Here is a 13,134-nt window from a genome sequence, read left to right on the forward strand (position 1 = left end):
ATAATTGTCATCTAAGAGAAATATTATATCCTTGGACGAAAATAGGTAAGAGACAAGAATGACCCAGGCAGAATTCTCATTGCGAGAGCGAGATCGAAAGCGACTAATCAAAGATCGGTTAATTCGGCTTGCAGTATCTGCTGGAGGCGTTGGTGTATTAGCTGCGCTGGTTCTGATTTTTGTCTACCTAGCTATAATGGTTTTGCCACTGTTTAGTGACGCCAAAATCACACCTAATGTTAGAAGTATTCCCGTTACAATGACTCAGCCAATTGCTGCGGGCATTGATGAATATGGCGAAAACGCATTCGTCATTTCAGCGGATGGCACGATCGACTTTTGGTCGCTAATTAATAATAGTCAACAACCTGTTTTAACTGAACAAATCGCCCAACCGAATAGCTTGTTTGCTCCGTCGCTCAGTGCGTTTGGTTGGTATGGTTTTGCAAGCCCTGAGGGTAAGGTTCGACTGGTTCAGCCGAGAATGGATTCGGTGTTAACTAAAGAAAGTCGAGAGTTTGCACCCAACCTAATCGATATGTCCATGCCTTTTGATTTACATGTTGAGGGGCGCTCTTTAAAGCAATTTGCCTTTGCTAGTCAGAAAGAACTCACCCTTGTCGGTTGGTACCAAGACAACAGTGTTAGAGTCCGTTGGCAAAGTGAAAGTGGTATTCACGACTTTGAGTTTGCGCAACCAATAGAGCAAGTAGACCAAATATTAGTGACACCGGAAGGCGACACCATCTATCTTCGTTCTGGATCTGATTTAATCGTTGCAGTTAAGCAATATGACTCTTTTACAGTCCGAGAAGTGGTCGATCTTAGTCAAGGTAAGCCTCAACATGCAGTGACGGATATTGACCTTTTATCTGGTGCGTACTCAGTACTGGTGACTCACCAAGATGGTTTAGTCTCGCAGTGGTTTGATGTACTGGCCGATGGTCAGTGTTCATTAACTCATATTCGCCAATTCAAGCTTGCTTCAGAGCTACAGTTTCTGCTGCCTGACACCTACCGCAAAGGTTTCTACAGTTTCTACATCAATGGCACTATTCAAAGTCATTATACGACTAGCGAAAAGTTGGTGATCTTTAAGCGTGCCTACAAAAAAGCGCCTCAACTTGCTGCGATGTCTCAAAACGAAATGTATTTGCTAGCCGTCAAGAAAGGGGAGCTTAGTGTTGCAGAGGTTGATAACCCTTATCCTGAGGTATCACCTTCGTCATTATGGCAAAAGGTCTGGTATGAAAGTTACCCCGAGCCTGAATTCGTATGGCAGACGACGTCTGCTAGCGATGAATTCGAAGCCAAATTTAGCTTAGTGCCGATTGCATTTGGCACATTGAAAGCCGCTGCGTTTGCTATGTTGTTTGCTGTGCCAATAGCTGTATTTGGCGCAATCTACACCGCTTACTTTATGACTCCTAAGATGCGTAGAGTAGTGAAGCCATCGATTGAATTAATGGAAGCATTGCCGACTGTTATCATCGGTTTCTTAGCCGGACTTTGGTTTGCGCCAATTGTGGAAACACACTTAGCGGCCATCGTAACCTTGATGATGTTTTTGCCAATCTCGACCATTTTGTTGGGTATGGGTTGGCATGCACTTCCTAAACAATGGACTGGGCGCTTTTCAAATGGCTGGCATGCAGCGATTTTGATGCCTGCGCTGGTGGTGGTAAGTATCATCATTTTGTCTCAAAGTGGAAACATAGAAGCATGGTTCTTCAATGGTGATGTAAGAGTATTCCTGGCCGATAAGGGCATCGATTTTGACCAAAGAAATGCTCTAGTTGTCGGCTTTGCGATGGGTTTTGCGGTTATACCAACGATTTTTACTATCGCAGAAGATGCGATTTTTTCTGTGCCTAAACACTTATCCGATGGTTCATTAGCTTTGGGAGCAACCCAGTGGCAAACCTTAACTCATGTCGTGCTTTTGACTGCCAGTCCGGGGATTTTCTCAGCGATCATGATGGGGTTAGGCCGAGCGGTTGGTGAAACTATGATTGTGTTAATGGCGACGGGTAATACGCCAATAATGGACTGGAACATACTAGAAGGTATGCGCACATTATCGGCGACGATAGCGGTTGAAATGCCGGAATCTGAAGTAGGCAGCTCTCATTATCGAATTCTTTTCTTAGCGGCGTTGTTATTGTTGATGTTCACTTTCGCGGTTAACTCGGTGGCAGAATGGGTTCGCCAGCGTTTACGCGAAAAGTATCGTTCTCTTTAATTTTGAATTAGGAAATCTTGTACGTGTTTAAGTGGTTAAAGTCCGGTTCTCCTTGGATATGGTTAACAGGCGGTGCAGTGAGCATCAGTCTATTGTCCGTATTGGGACTCTTGCTGCTTATCGGTTGGAAAGGGCTTTCTTACTTTTGGCCAGCACCGCTTTATCAGTGGGAGACAAAAGAGGGAAACATCCTAATTGGGCAAATCTATTCTCAAGAATATGTTCCAATCACCCACCTAAGAGAAATGGATATCGACCTACCAGAAAAGGTCAAAGAGCGAGGTCTAGCCAAGCGCGTCAACATCAAAGTAGCGAACCGTGATCTTTACTCTGCGGATTTTGTTTCGCTGTTAGAACTTGATTTGAGCCAGCCGACTAAACCTGAAGGTTGGGCGGTGATTGAGCGAACTCGAGGCGGAGACTTTTTTGGTAAGCCGATTGGCTATCAACAACCTGATGGTCGTATTAGCGGTGAAGTGACGCAAGATATCACCTCCGGGCTTGCCTATGCGCAAACGCTTCGTGATGAAATTGAACGACTAATAAAGCAAGAAGTTCGTGTAATTAACGCGCAAGCGGAACGATTAAGACTAGCTAAACGTAAGCGCAGTTTGAATGACAATCTAGACGCAGAATTTTTGTCTTACTACGAGAGCAAAAGTGCTGAATACATTGAAGCACTCGCTCAGGTAGAAGCCAGATTAGATAACCTACGAAGTAAGCTCGCAAATCAAGGTTTGTTGGTCGAGGATATGACGGGGCAGCAGGTCACCATTCCGCTCAGCCATATTTTAGACTTATGGTACCCAAACCAGATGTCGGTTGGTGACAAGCTCCTTCGTTGGAGTAAGCAAGCGTGGAAGTTTTTATCAGATAATCCACGTGAGTCGAACTCAGAAGGGGGCGTTTTCCCAGCAATGTTTGGCACCGTACTTATGGTATTGATCATGTCGGTGATTGTGATGCCATTGGGTGTTATTGCGGCTATTTACCTTCATGAATACGCTAAAAACAATGCTTTTACACGCTTGATTCGAGTTGCAGTGATCAACTTAGCCGGTGTGCCTTCAATTGTTTATGGTGTATTTGGTTTAGGCTTTTTCGTCTATACCTTAGGTGGTTCAATTGACTCATTGTTCTACCAAGAGCGTTTACCTGCTCCAACCTTTGGTACACCAGGTCTGTTATGGTCTGCGCTGACGTTGGCTGTTTTGACTCTACCAGTGGTTATTGTTGCAACCGAAGAGGGTTTAACTCGAATTCCAAGTTCAGTGCGTCATGGCTCTTTGGCATTAGGCGCGACCCAGTTTGAGACGATGTGGCGAATCGTACTGCCGATGGCCAGCCCTGCAATGATTACCGGATTAATACTTGCGGTTGCGCGCGCCGCCGGTGAGGTTGCACCATTAATGCTTGTTGGTGCGGTAAAGCTAGCTTCAAGTTTGCCTGTGGATAGCCAGTTTCCATTTTTGCATTTGGAGCGCAAATTCATGCATTTAGGCTTCCATATCTACGATGTTGGCTTCCAAACGACGAACATCGAAAGTGCACGACCATTGGTTTACGCAACGTCGCTTTTACTTGTTACGGTCATCATAGGGCTCAACCTGACCGCAATTAGTATTCGTAACAACTTGCGTGAGAAATACCGAACTTTAGGACAAGATTAAACATGTTTTCTGTTAATCAAACACTCGGCTATCCAACTCCATTAGATGTTAATAATCTTAGTGATGATTTAACGGCGATCTCTATTGAGGGGCTAAACCTGCACTATCAAACGGCGCAGGCGTTAAGTGATATTTCTATGCGTATTCCTAAAGGTCAGGTGACGGCATTTATCGGGCCATCAGGGTGTGGTAAATCAACTCTACTTCGCTGTATTAATCGCATGAATGACTTGGTCGAAGGTTGTCGTGTGAAAGGTAAGGTTAAGCTGCACGGTAAGAATGTCTACGATCCGGATGTTGACGTTGCCACCTTACGCCGCCGTGTTGGAATGGTATTTCAAAGGCCGAATCCGTTTCCTAAATCTATCTATGAAAACGTGGTCTATGGTTTACGTCTTCAAGGAGTCAACAACAGCCGTGCTTTAGATGATGCAGTGGAACGTTCACTGCGAGCTTCGGCTCTTTGGGACGAAGTGAAAGATCGTTTACATGAAAATGCGTTTGGTTTGTCTGGTGGTCAGCAGCAGCGTTTGGTCATTGCACGAGCGATTGCGATTGAGCCAGAGGTTTTGCTTCTTGATGAACCAACGTCGGCACTTGACCCTATTTCGACATTGACCATTGAAGAATTGATCAATGAGCTGAAAACGAAATATACCGTTGTGATTGTCACTCACAACATGCAACAAGCAGCGCGAGTGAGTGACCATACGGCATTTATCCATATGGGTAAGTTGATCGAGTACTCAGATACGGATTCTATTTTTACTTCGCCATTGAAAAAGCAAACGGAAGACTACATTACTGGTAGGTACGGCTAGGTTTGTTCTTCATATTTGAAGCTGTAGCGGCGTTAACTGCGATATTTCCCCCTAATCACATAGACGAGCTATGCTCATAGGGCTGAAATTTCTTGTTGCCTTGCTACAGTTCCAACTATTTAGAACAATGATAGTTTGGTACTTAACTAATGTGCGACTTTTCCTATTAATCAGCAAAAGAGACTAACTTTATCTATGAATTTTGGGCGCCATATTTCAGGCCAATTTAATGTCGAATTGGAATCGATCCGAACTCATGTATTAACTATGGGTGGATTGGTTGAACAGCAGTTGTCGTTTGCAATGCAAGCACTACATAAAGAAGACATTGAGCTAGCACGAAAGGTTGTTCGAGATGATCATAAAGTGAACTCAATGGAAGTGTCGATTGACGAGGCGTGTACGCGAATTATTGCTAAGCGCCAACCGACTGCTAAAGATCTTCGTCTGATTATGGCGATCATCAAAACCATTACTGATTTAGAGCGCATCGGTGACGTGGCTACTAAGATTGCAGAAGTGGCGATCGAAAGCCCATCTTCCCAAGAACGACAGTTCCAAGTATCCCTAGAACCTCTTTGTCGTCAAGCTATCGCGATGCTTCACCAAGTGCTTGATGCATTTGCTCGTATGGATGTTGACGCTGCCGCTGAGGTGTACAAGTTGGATGATAAGATTGATGCTGAATATGAAGCGGTCATTCGCCAGTTAATGACTTATATGATGGAAGACCCAAAGAATATTCCAAGTATTTTACAAGTGATGTGGTCTGCGCGCGCAATTGAGAGAGTAGGGGATCGCTGTCAAAATATTTGTGAATACATCATCTACTTTGTCAAAGGTAAAGATGTTCGCCACTTGGGCGAACAGAGCATAGATGATGCACTTCGTTAAAAATGAAGAACGATACCTGACGATATAGTCGCCGACCAGTTCGATTCAAGTAAGGTATCGCTCTTATCGATATAGTTGAAATCCGTTCCTAGCCTAAAGCCAACATTATCGTTGATGAATAATACCCACGATGCCGAAATACTTGCACCTGTGCCTTCTTCGTAACGAGTTGTATTAGAGAACACGTAGTCACGTTTCCCTTCGTATTCTACAACACCACCTTCTAGTTGCAGTGCCATCTTCATCGGGTGATCTAAAAATTGGTACTGCCCACCAACTCGATAGGTTTTGAGTCTATCTTTATCGAGTAGTATTTCTGCCGATGTATGAGAATAGCTGACGTAAAGTGCATCAAGTCCTAGTACGTCAGTGACACCAAGCTGTAAGCCACCGCCTGATATTCCCGAACCTAAGTAAGGTCCCATTTTTATTTCAGGTGAAAGATGTAAGCCTGAAGCTGACGCGGTAAAGGGAGTTAAGAGTGCAAGTGCAAGAAGGTGTTTTTTCATCATGGATACTCAGTGGATTAAATATAGCCATCCATGGCGTATAAGTTAAATCAAGGCGATGTGGTTATCAGAATTTGTAGCCGACGGTGAACGAAAACTGGTCGACAAAAATATCGTCGCCTTCGTCTTTGAGATTAATAAAATCAGCACGGAAGTCGGCATAGAAGTTTTCGTTAAACGTGCCTCTCACACCTGTACCAATAAAGAGTGATGAATCATCCCAAGAGCCAAGATTTTCTCCAACTACGCTAAGTTCTTCGTCGAATTTAGCCCAACCAATAACCCCGTAAGGTTTGATTGAAAAACCATCGAAGTTAAAGGTGTAGCCAATATCTGTATCGATCTTAAAGGTTGAGTTGTTGCTATCTATAAAAGGTAAGAAGTCGCCTGAACCTTTGTTGTATGAAATATTTACACCGACAATATGGTTAAACTCATAACCATACTCCAGTTTGAATCCACTGGTTGAGTAGTCAATTGATGGGCTTAAGACTTGTTCTATCGATGTTTTATTAAAGCCTATACCTACTCGATGGCCTTCGTTATTTGCTAGAACAGGCGCAGATAAAACAGATGTAGTTAAAAGGGTTATGAAAACTAATTTCATTTTTACGTTTCTCTTAAAGTTAATGTTCTTTCCTTCCTAGAAATGACTTTGTTCCGATGTGTGTATAGTAGGAGTCGAGCCTGATAAGAACTAATCAATAGCTCTTATGTCTTTCATAACTAATACTTATCACTCGTTTCTTATCTAAAGGAAAAGGTTCCGTTTATCGAAAAAGTGACGTCAGAATTATTCTGACCGTAATAAGTACCATTCGGATCAAAAACGCTAACTTTTGCATAGGGGTAAAAGTTGAACAGTGAGTGCATTGAGCCAATAGATAGCTCCCATATATTGGCGTGGCCTTGGTTAAAGTCTTCCATATCGGACTGATCAATCGCTAAATAATGCTCATATTTTCCGGTGAAATAGACATGCTGAAAGTAGTGAGAACCACTTAAATAGATTGAGTACTTGTCGACATCGTCCACTGTTACCCATGTGAATCCGTTGCGAACATGTTCAGCGGTGACCCCAACTTTCGCTGCGCTATGGCCAAAATAGTGAGTAGCTGAGAGATCGATTTGATGGCTAGATGTTTTGACGCCATCAACCCCGACCTCGTGCATTAACCAATCGTCGTATAAGCCGTACTCATAGTAAGCGCCTAATTTCCATTGTGGGTTGATGTCATAGTAATAGCCGACACCAACGCCTAACCAATCATCGGTATCAGCGCCAACGAACAGGTAGGCATCATCAAAAAGTGGAGCGTAAACACCAAGTTCTAGGAAGTCCTTTTCAATAGATACGGTAATATTTGCCATTGCAGAGTGACTAAAAAGTCCTGCTAAGCAAGCTATTGAAAGTTTGTTCATAATGTATTTCGATAAAGAGCCTCTAGAACTCTAGAGGCTCGATTGAGAGTTAACCGTTTAGGCGAGAACGAACAGCGTCACGTACTTTATTGCGGTCGATGTTGTTGATCGCAGGGCTGACTTCTGGGGCTGTACTGATACCCCATTCAGGTGTATCGCCAAAGTCAGGTTCTGGTCTGTCAGGTGCGTTGTCAACGGGTGGTTGAACTGCAGGAGGCACGACTCCCCAGTCCGGAGTTTCTCCAAAGTCAGGTTGTGGTCGCTCAGGTGTATGCCCAGTATTTGGGATTCCCCAATCAGGTGTATCACCAAGGTCTGGGTGAGGCCTATCCGGAGTGTTATCCACTGGTGGTTGTACTGGTGGTGGCACGACCCCCCAATCAGGAGTTGTATCTACGCCAAAGTCAAAGTCTGGAGCAAAGATGAAGCGGTGGCCATTGAAGACAAATACTTGTCCCTTGTACGCGACTTTTAGCATTCCCTCGTCGTAGCGAGCAAAAAACTCTACGCCGTCTTTATCAACCAATTGAAACTCGCGATCCATTTCATCGTATCCAGTAATTTGATATTGCTCTCCGTTAAAGTGGATAACACCGTTATGATCAACTTGGATATCTCCGGTTTCTCCACCCCAGTCAGGTGTGTCACCAAAATCCGGTTGAGGGCGCTCTGGAGAGTTATCATCAACTGGTGGTTGCACAGGTGGTGGTACAACACCTCCCCAATCGGGAGTATCGTCAACAGGGGGCTGCCAAGGTGCTAAACCCCAATCAGGAGTTGTATCAACACCGAAGTCTGGATCAGTTTCAGGTTGAGGGCGATCCGGTGTGTTATCTACTGGAGGCTGAACTGGTGGTGGAACGACGCCCCACTCAGGATCGATGTCGCGGTCGTTGACATCAGAACCACCAGATGAAGAACAACCAGCCAATGCAAATGAACTGGCAACAATTAATGCGATAAGTGATTTTTTCATAACCCACTACCTAAAGTCTTAGAAAATTCTAGTGACTGCTATTAGCCACCGTTGAACAGTCAGTTCCGTTGCCTGATAGGCTAGGACTTGGAGGTAGGGGCAATAAAAAAAGAGTGCGAACCACCAAAGCCATAGCGTATTGCTACTCAGCGTGTTCCATTGCTGAATTAATTTGCTGGTAGCTAGTATGGTTAATAAGAAATCTTGGTTCTAATCTAAACTACTTATAGTGATAATAAGCTTTACTTATTAAATGGATTAGATTGCGAGAATAGAGTCGACTTTGTTTGCTTGGTGTTCAAGAGCCGTTTGAATTTCTGTGTTCAGCCAATGAATAAGCGGGTTGTTACGGTTTTTCAAATGGTATTGGCTAAAGACCTGCATAGTTTTGGTGGATTCATCGATCTTGACGTCAATTGCCCTTAAATTGGGATATTGATCAATAGGGAAAAGGTTGGAGTGAGGCATAAACATGTCGGTATGTTGAACGACATCGATAATAGCAATGATCATTTCAGAACGAAAACCGACCTTAGTGCTATAGCCTTGAGACTTCATTATTTGTTCTGCAACGCTGTACTGATCGTTCCAACCTGGGTTAATAAACGATGCAATCTCATATCCATCAAAGTCTTTTGGCTCTGCGATGCGCTTATTTAGTGGATGGCCTTGACGTACAAAAACTCTACCTTTCAGATCGATAAGGTGGTTTAGATAGATGCCTTTCGGTGCGTCAAGGTCGTAGTTAACGCCGATTAAAGTGTCTCCTTTCCCTATCTTATCAAGCGTTGAATGTGTCCAGCCAACAATCTCGATTTCAGCTAATGGCGCTTGCTCTCTTAATTGATGAAATAAAGTGCCAGACAAACAGCTCAACACCATAGGGGAAAGGGCAATTTTTATTTTCGCATCATATTGGCTTGGATCGAATTGTTGTGATGCGTTTAGCGCATTAGATAAACCATCTAAATGAGGAGTGATGCGCTCTGCTAGTTCATTGGCAAAGTGGGTAGCCTCTAAGCCAGATGGCACTTTAACAAACAACTCATCATCAAAATGATGGCGAAGTTTTTGTAGGGCTTGACTGATTGCAGGTTGAGAAACAAATAGCCTTTGCGAAGCCTTTCGCATATTGAGCTCTTGCGAGAGGACTAGAAATGTTCTCAGTAAATTCAAATCTAGGCTGTAAAACAAATCCTTTGCCATATCTCACTTCACTCTCAGTCAACCCACAGAGGGCTCGTTACCTTCTGTATTTATTCCTTTTTAACATTAACCGAGTGCTTTGACGACCTTTTCAATTGCGATACTGCTCGTAATAGGAACGACGAAGTCATCAATGTTTTGGTTGCCCATTTTTGCTTCTTCACTCACGTTTTGCATATGGCTCGGACGAGTGGTTTTACCCGATAAGTGAACTTCTCTCACCCCAGATGTATTTACGATCATTTGCACATTCTCTGCGGTAAGTCCGGCGCCAGCCATAATTGAGATTTTGCCATCAGCAAGTTCAACCATGGCTTTTAGTACTTCGATACCTTGTTCTACATTGGCAGCTAAGCCTGAAGTCAAAATACGTTCTGCGCCAAGAGAAATGACATCCTCTAGGGCTTGTTGCCAATCACTGCTTTGATCAATAGCTCGATGGAAGGTGATGCCCAGCCCATAAAGTTTTGCTCGCTCAGCCAGTTGCTGGGCAAGTGGTAGATCTATATGACCATCAGCTCTTAATACACCAAATACGACACCCTGTAATCCAGCTTCAGCAGCGGCTTCAATGTCTAGCAGCATTGCATCGATATCATCTTGATCATAAAGGAAATCGCCTTGTCTTGGACGAATCATTGCATAGACAGGAATCGTTGATATTTGAGCGGCTTTCTTCATGAAACCAAAGCTTGGGGTCAATCCGCCGAGTGCGAGAGACGAGCAAAGCTCGATACGTGTAGCACCACCAGCAATGGCTAAGTGTAAGGACTCGAGATTATCAATGCAGACTTCAATATGGTATTTCATCAAGGGGCACTCTATTAAGGAGATGATGAATTATTCTAGCAGTCTACGAGCAAGATATTAGGGTAAAAATGGCGAGTTTTGTTTCCTCTAAAAACGAAAAACCTCAGCACTGGGCTGAGGTTTGAATAGTTTGAGTAAGAATCCGATTACGCAGCGTCGTCTTGCGCTTCAGCGTCATCTTCAACCGCTTCCACTTTCTTCGCTTTCTTTGGTGCAGGTTTACGTTTTGCACCGAGTGCGTAAAGCACTCCTTCTTTGTTTTGTGCTAGGAACATAGCTAAGTCTTCTTGCTTACCTTCATCTTCTAGCAGTTCACTTTTACCTAGTAGCTCAAAAAGCTCATCAGCCATATCGAGCATCTTGTCATATGCGTCAGCTTCCGCTTTAGAGGTAAAAGTCATTTTCTCTTCTCCGTTGCGTTCTACCACGTACTTGACGATTACAGCCATGGTTGGTCCTCTAACTCAAATTATTGAAAATATTTACTGGCTGTTTATACAGTTTTTGAGCAGTTAAGTCTAGGTGAAGCACTGATTCTGGGATCTAAGTGGTCAGCCTTTACGCCATTGATGGCAGTATTCGATAAATGTTTTAAGCAGCGGGCTTTGGTATTTCTCTTTGTGAACCAACAGCCAGAATCGTCGCTTCATATCGAGAGGAAGTTCCAATTCTATAACTCGACCATCATTAATAGCGGGCTCTGCCGAAAGTTTAGAAAGACAGCCTAATCCTAACCCTGCAGAAACACTATTGATCAACGCTTCAGTAGTATTCAGTTGAAATGACTCTTGCCAGTGTTCAATCCTTGGCGCAATGGCACGCAAGAAAAACTCTCTTGAACCGGAACCAGGCTCGCGAAGTATCCAATCGCTATTCTCTAGGTCTCCAATAGTCAGCCGTTCTAAACTAGCCAGTGGTTCACTGGGCGCGCAGACAATACACATTTCGTCTTCACTAAACTGGGTAGAAATAAGCTCAGGGTGTAATGTTTTACCCTCAATTAAAGCGAGATCGAGCTCATAGTCGATCAGCTTTTCACAAATCAGAGCGGAATTGGAGATAAATAGACTCTGGGATTTGTGTTGGGTTGCAGCTCGGAAATCTTGAAGAAGGTAAGGAGCAACTTGATTCCCTATTGTGTCACTGGCTCCTATCTTAAGCTCCCCCGTTAATGCTTGGTCGTTATCAAACAGTTGTTCAATATCTTGTGAGCGCGCAATCAGTTCATCCGCTAATGGTAGTAATTTCTGTCCCTCTTGATTAAGTATGAGACGATTATTTACTCGATCAAACAGAGAGTGGCCGATTTGTTTTTCCAGTTCAGATAACGCCATGCTGACGGCTGCCTTAGAAAGAAACAAAGCTTCTGAAGCTGACGTTAACGTGTCGTGCTGTGTAATCGTGATAAAGACTTTGAGCTGTTTGAGGGAAATGTTGGTAGCCATAATGATTGTTAAGTTAGTTTGAACGACTGTTTTAAATAATTAGATATTATCGAACGAATAGCAAGCGTAAACTTACTTTGTATTAAAGAGATTGTGAGGCAACTATGATTCAAGCAGCGAAAGCAAAAGTAATGGGAGCGCCAACTCCAATGGCAGGCTTAGCGCTAGGGATTGCCAGTTTAGGTTGGTGTTGGGAAAACGTTGCACCATTTAACGGTTATGCACAATGGACTGCAGCAGGTATTGGCAGTGTATTGTTAGCTATCTTGGCGGTGAAATTTTTATTTCATGGTCACTTATTAGCAAAAGATTTAGCTCATCCAGTTGTTGGTAGCGTGGTACCAACCTTTGCGATGGGGTTGATGGTCGTTTCTAACTCGGTTGGCCAATTTTATTCAACAGCAGGGAATGTAATGTGGTTAGCAGCGGTAGTATTACATGTCATTTTTCTTGTGAGTTTCTTTTATCACCGTGCAAAAGAGTTTGAACTACACCATATGGTTCCTAGTTGGTTTGTTCCACCTATCGGTATTGTTGTTGCAGATGTGGCTTTCTCAGGTGAGCCAGCATTGCAATGGATCGCTGATGTTGTTTTATGGTTTGGTTTGGCTTCTTATTTAATCATGTTACCAATGATGATCTATCGCTTGATCTTTACTCATGAAGTACCTGATGCTGCGAAACCAACCATTGCGGTTATGGCAGCGCCTGCAAGTGTGTCTTTGGCTGGTTACTTAGCGGTGAGCACAGAACCATCTCCTGTGATTATTGGTGTGCTATTTGGTATTGCGATTCTAATGACATCGATTATTTATGTCGCATTCTTGAAATTGATGCGTTTACCGTTTAGCCCAGGTTATGCAGCTTTTACTTTCCCACTAGTGATTAGTGCAACAGCTCTATTTAAAACTGCTGATTGGATGGAAGGTGTTAATGTCGCTAGTGATTATGTGACACAGGTAAATTGGTTAGCTGGTTTTGAGTTACTGATGGCGACAATTGTGGTGAGTTACGTTGCGATTCGGTACTTCCATTTCTATCAGCCTCATCGAGCTCTAGTGAGTAATTCGTAACCTGTAGAGTTTTTCTAAGCTTATATTTATCAAGAAAACCGTGCACTTATGCTAATCTCAATCCTA

The 13,134-nt window shown here is 43.5% G+C and carries 13 protein-coding genes; 5 read left to right on the top strand and 8 right to left on the bottom strand.

The window, feature by feature from the left end; all coding sequences use genetic code 11:
• Nucleotides 1-58 precede the first annotated feature (58 nt).
• The 4 genes from AAFX28_RS12095 (at nucleotide 59) to phoU (ending at nucleotide 5,627) form a co-directional block, all read left to right on the top strand.
• On the top strand, nucleotides 59-2,242 hold the full coding sequence (locus AAFX28_RS12095) for an ABC transporter permease subunit (RefSeq protein ID WP_408687959.1): 2,184 nt from the start codon (nucleotides 59-61) through the stop codon (nucleotides 2,240-2,242).
• Nucleotides 2,243-2,265: 23 nt separating this feature from the next.
• Entirely contained in the window at nucleotides 2,266-3,912 is a 1,647-nt protein-coding gene (pstA, locus tag AAFX28_RS12100; RefSeq protein ID WP_408687960.1) for a phosphate ABC transporter permease PstA, read from the top strand.
• 2 nt (nucleotides 3,913-3,914) lie between these two features.
• Entirely contained in the window at nucleotides 3,915-4,733 is an 819-nt protein-coding gene (pstB, locus tag AAFX28_RS12105) for a phosphate ABC transporter ATP-binding protein PstB (RefSeq protein ID WP_408687962.1), read from the top strand.
• 195 nt (nucleotides 4,734-4,928) lie between these two features.
• Nucleotides 4,929-5,627 carry a phosphate signaling complex protein PhoU gene (gene phoU, locus AAFX28_RS12110; protein ID WP_408687964.1) on the top strand — a complete coding sequence of 233 codons (699 nt, stop codon included), beginning with the start codon at nucleotides 4,929-4,931 and terminating at the stop codon, nucleotides 5,625-5,627.
• On the opposite strand, the gene AAFX28_RS12115 is transcribed toward phoU, so the two are convergent.
• The 8 genes from AAFX28_RS12115 to AAFX28_RS12150 form a co-directional block, all read right to left on the bottom strand.
• The gene (locus tag AAFX28_RS12115; RefSeq protein WP_408690865.1) at nucleotides 5,624-6,136 is read right to left on the bottom strand and encodes a hypothetical protein; all 513 of its coding nucleotides are present in this window, start codon (nucleotides 6,134-6,136) and stop codon (nucleotides 5,624-5,626) included. The two genes, phoU and AAFX28_RS12115, sit on opposite strands and share 4 nt — an antisense overlap.
• Before the next feature lie 67 nt (nucleotides 6,137-6,203).
• Nucleotides 6,204-6,743 carry a porin family protein gene (locus AAFX28_RS12120; RefSeq protein ID WP_408687966.1) on the bottom strand — a complete coding sequence of 180 codons (540 nt, stop codon included), beginning with the start codon at nucleotides 6,741-6,743 and terminating at the stop codon, nucleotides 6,204-6,206.
• A 140-nt stretch (nucleotides 6,744-6,883) separates the two neighbouring features.
• Nucleotides 6,884-7,558, bottom strand: coding sequence for a hypothetical protein (locus AAFX28_RS12125; RefSeq protein WP_408687968.1), 675 nt, complete (start codon nucleotides 7,556-7,558; stop codon nucleotides 6,884-6,886).
• Nucleotides 7,559-7,607: 49 nt separating this feature from the next.
• Nucleotides 7,608-8,534: a hypothetical protein gene (locus AAFX28_RS12130; protein WP_408687970.1), complete on the bottom strand. Its 927-nt coding sequence runs from the start codon at nucleotides 8,532-8,534 to the stop codon at nucleotides 7,608-7,610.
• Nucleotides 8,535-8,792: 258 nt separating this feature from the next.
• Nucleotides 8,793-9,740: a LysR family transcriptional regulator gene (locus tag AAFX28_RS12135; RefSeq protein WP_408687972.1), complete on the bottom strand. Its 948-nt coding sequence runs from the start codon at nucleotides 9,738-9,740 to the stop codon at nucleotides 8,793-8,795.
• A 66-nt stretch (nucleotides 9,741-9,806) separates the two neighbouring features.
• Nucleotides 9,807-10,550 (bottom strand): copper homeostasis protein CutC, encoded by a 744-nt coding sequence (locus AAFX28_RS12140; RefSeq protein WP_408687974.1) that lies wholly within the window; start codon nucleotides 10,548-10,550, stop codon nucleotides 9,807-9,809.
• Between the two features lie 146 nt (nucleotides 10,551-10,696).
• The gene (locus AAFX28_RS12145) at nucleotides 10,697-10,999 is read right to left on the bottom strand and encodes a YebG family protein (RefSeq protein WP_408687976.1); all 303 of its coding nucleotides are present in this window, start codon (nucleotides 10,997-10,999) and stop codon (nucleotides 10,697-10,699) included.
• A 102-nt stretch (nucleotides 11,000-11,101) separates the two neighbouring features.
• Complete coding sequence (locus AAFX28_RS12150; protein ID WP_408687978.1) at nucleotides 11,102-11,995, bottom strand: LysR family transcriptional regulator; 894 nt, start codon at nucleotides 11,993-11,995, stop codon at nucleotides 11,102-11,104.
• A 104-nt stretch (nucleotides 11,996-12,099) separates the two neighbouring features.
• On the opposite strand from AAFX28_RS12150, the gene AAFX28_RS12155 reads away from it, so the two are divergent.
• On the top strand, nucleotides 12,100-13,068 hold the full coding sequence (locus AAFX28_RS12155) for a TDT family transporter (protein WP_408687980.1): 969 nt from the start codon (nucleotides 12,100-12,102) through the stop codon (nucleotides 13,066-13,068).
• Nucleotides 13,069-13,134: the final 66 nt, after the last annotated feature.

It is taken from the genome of Vibrio sp. TBV020, from assembly GCF_046056895.1.
Lineage (GTDB): Bacteria > Pseudomonadota > Gammaproteobacteria > Enterobacterales > Vibrionaceae > Vibrio.

Bases quoted from the DNA above. Each gene is read 5' to 3' on its own strand.
- AAFX28_RS12095 (WP_408687959.1), top strand. From the start codon at position 59: ATGACCCAGGCAGAATTCTCATTGCGAGAGCGAGATCGAAAGCGACTA.
- pstB (WP_408687962.1), top strand. From the start codon at position 3,915: ATGTTTTCTGTTAATCAAACACTCGGCTATCCAACTCCATTAGATGTT.
- phoU (WP_408687964.1), top strand. From the start codon at position 4,929: ATGAATTTTGGGCGCCATATTTCAGGCCAATTTAATGTCGAATTGGAA.
- AAFX28_RS12115 (WP_408690865.1), bottom strand. From the start codon at position 6,136: ATGAAAAAACACCTTCTTGCACTTGCACTCTTAACTCCCTTTACCGCG.
- AAFX28_RS12120 (WP_408687966.1), bottom strand. From the start codon at position 6,743: ATGAAATTAGTTTTCATAACCCTTTTAACTACATCTGTTTTATCTGCG.
- AAFX28_RS12125 (WP_408687968.1), bottom strand. From the start codon at position 7,558: ATGAACAAACTTTCAATAGCTTGCTTAGCAGGACTTTTTAGTCACTCT.
- AAFX28_RS12130 (WP_408687970.1), bottom strand. From the start codon at position 8,534: ATGAAAAAATCACTTATCGCATTAATTGTTGCCAGTTCATTTGCATTG.
- AAFX28_RS12135 (WP_408687972.1), bottom strand. From the start codon at position 9,740: ATGGCAAAGGATTTGTTTTACAGCCTAGATTTGAATTTACTGAGAACA.
- AAFX28_RS12140 (WP_408687974.1), bottom strand. From the start codon at position 10,550: ATGAAATACCATATTGAAGTCTGCATTGATAATCTCGAGTCCTTACAC.
- AAFX28_RS12145 (WP_408687976.1), bottom strand. From the start codon at position 10,999: ATGGCTGTAATCGTCAAGTACGTGGTAGAACGCAACGGAGAAGAGAAA.
- AAFX28_RS12150 (WP_408687978.1), bottom strand. From the start codon at position 11,995: ATGGCTACCAACATTTCCCTCAAACAGCTCAAAGTCTTTATCACGATT.
- AAFX28_RS12155 (WP_408687980.1), top strand. From the start codon at position 12,100: ATGATTCAAGCAGCGAAAGCAAAAGTAATGGGAGCGCCAACTCCAATG.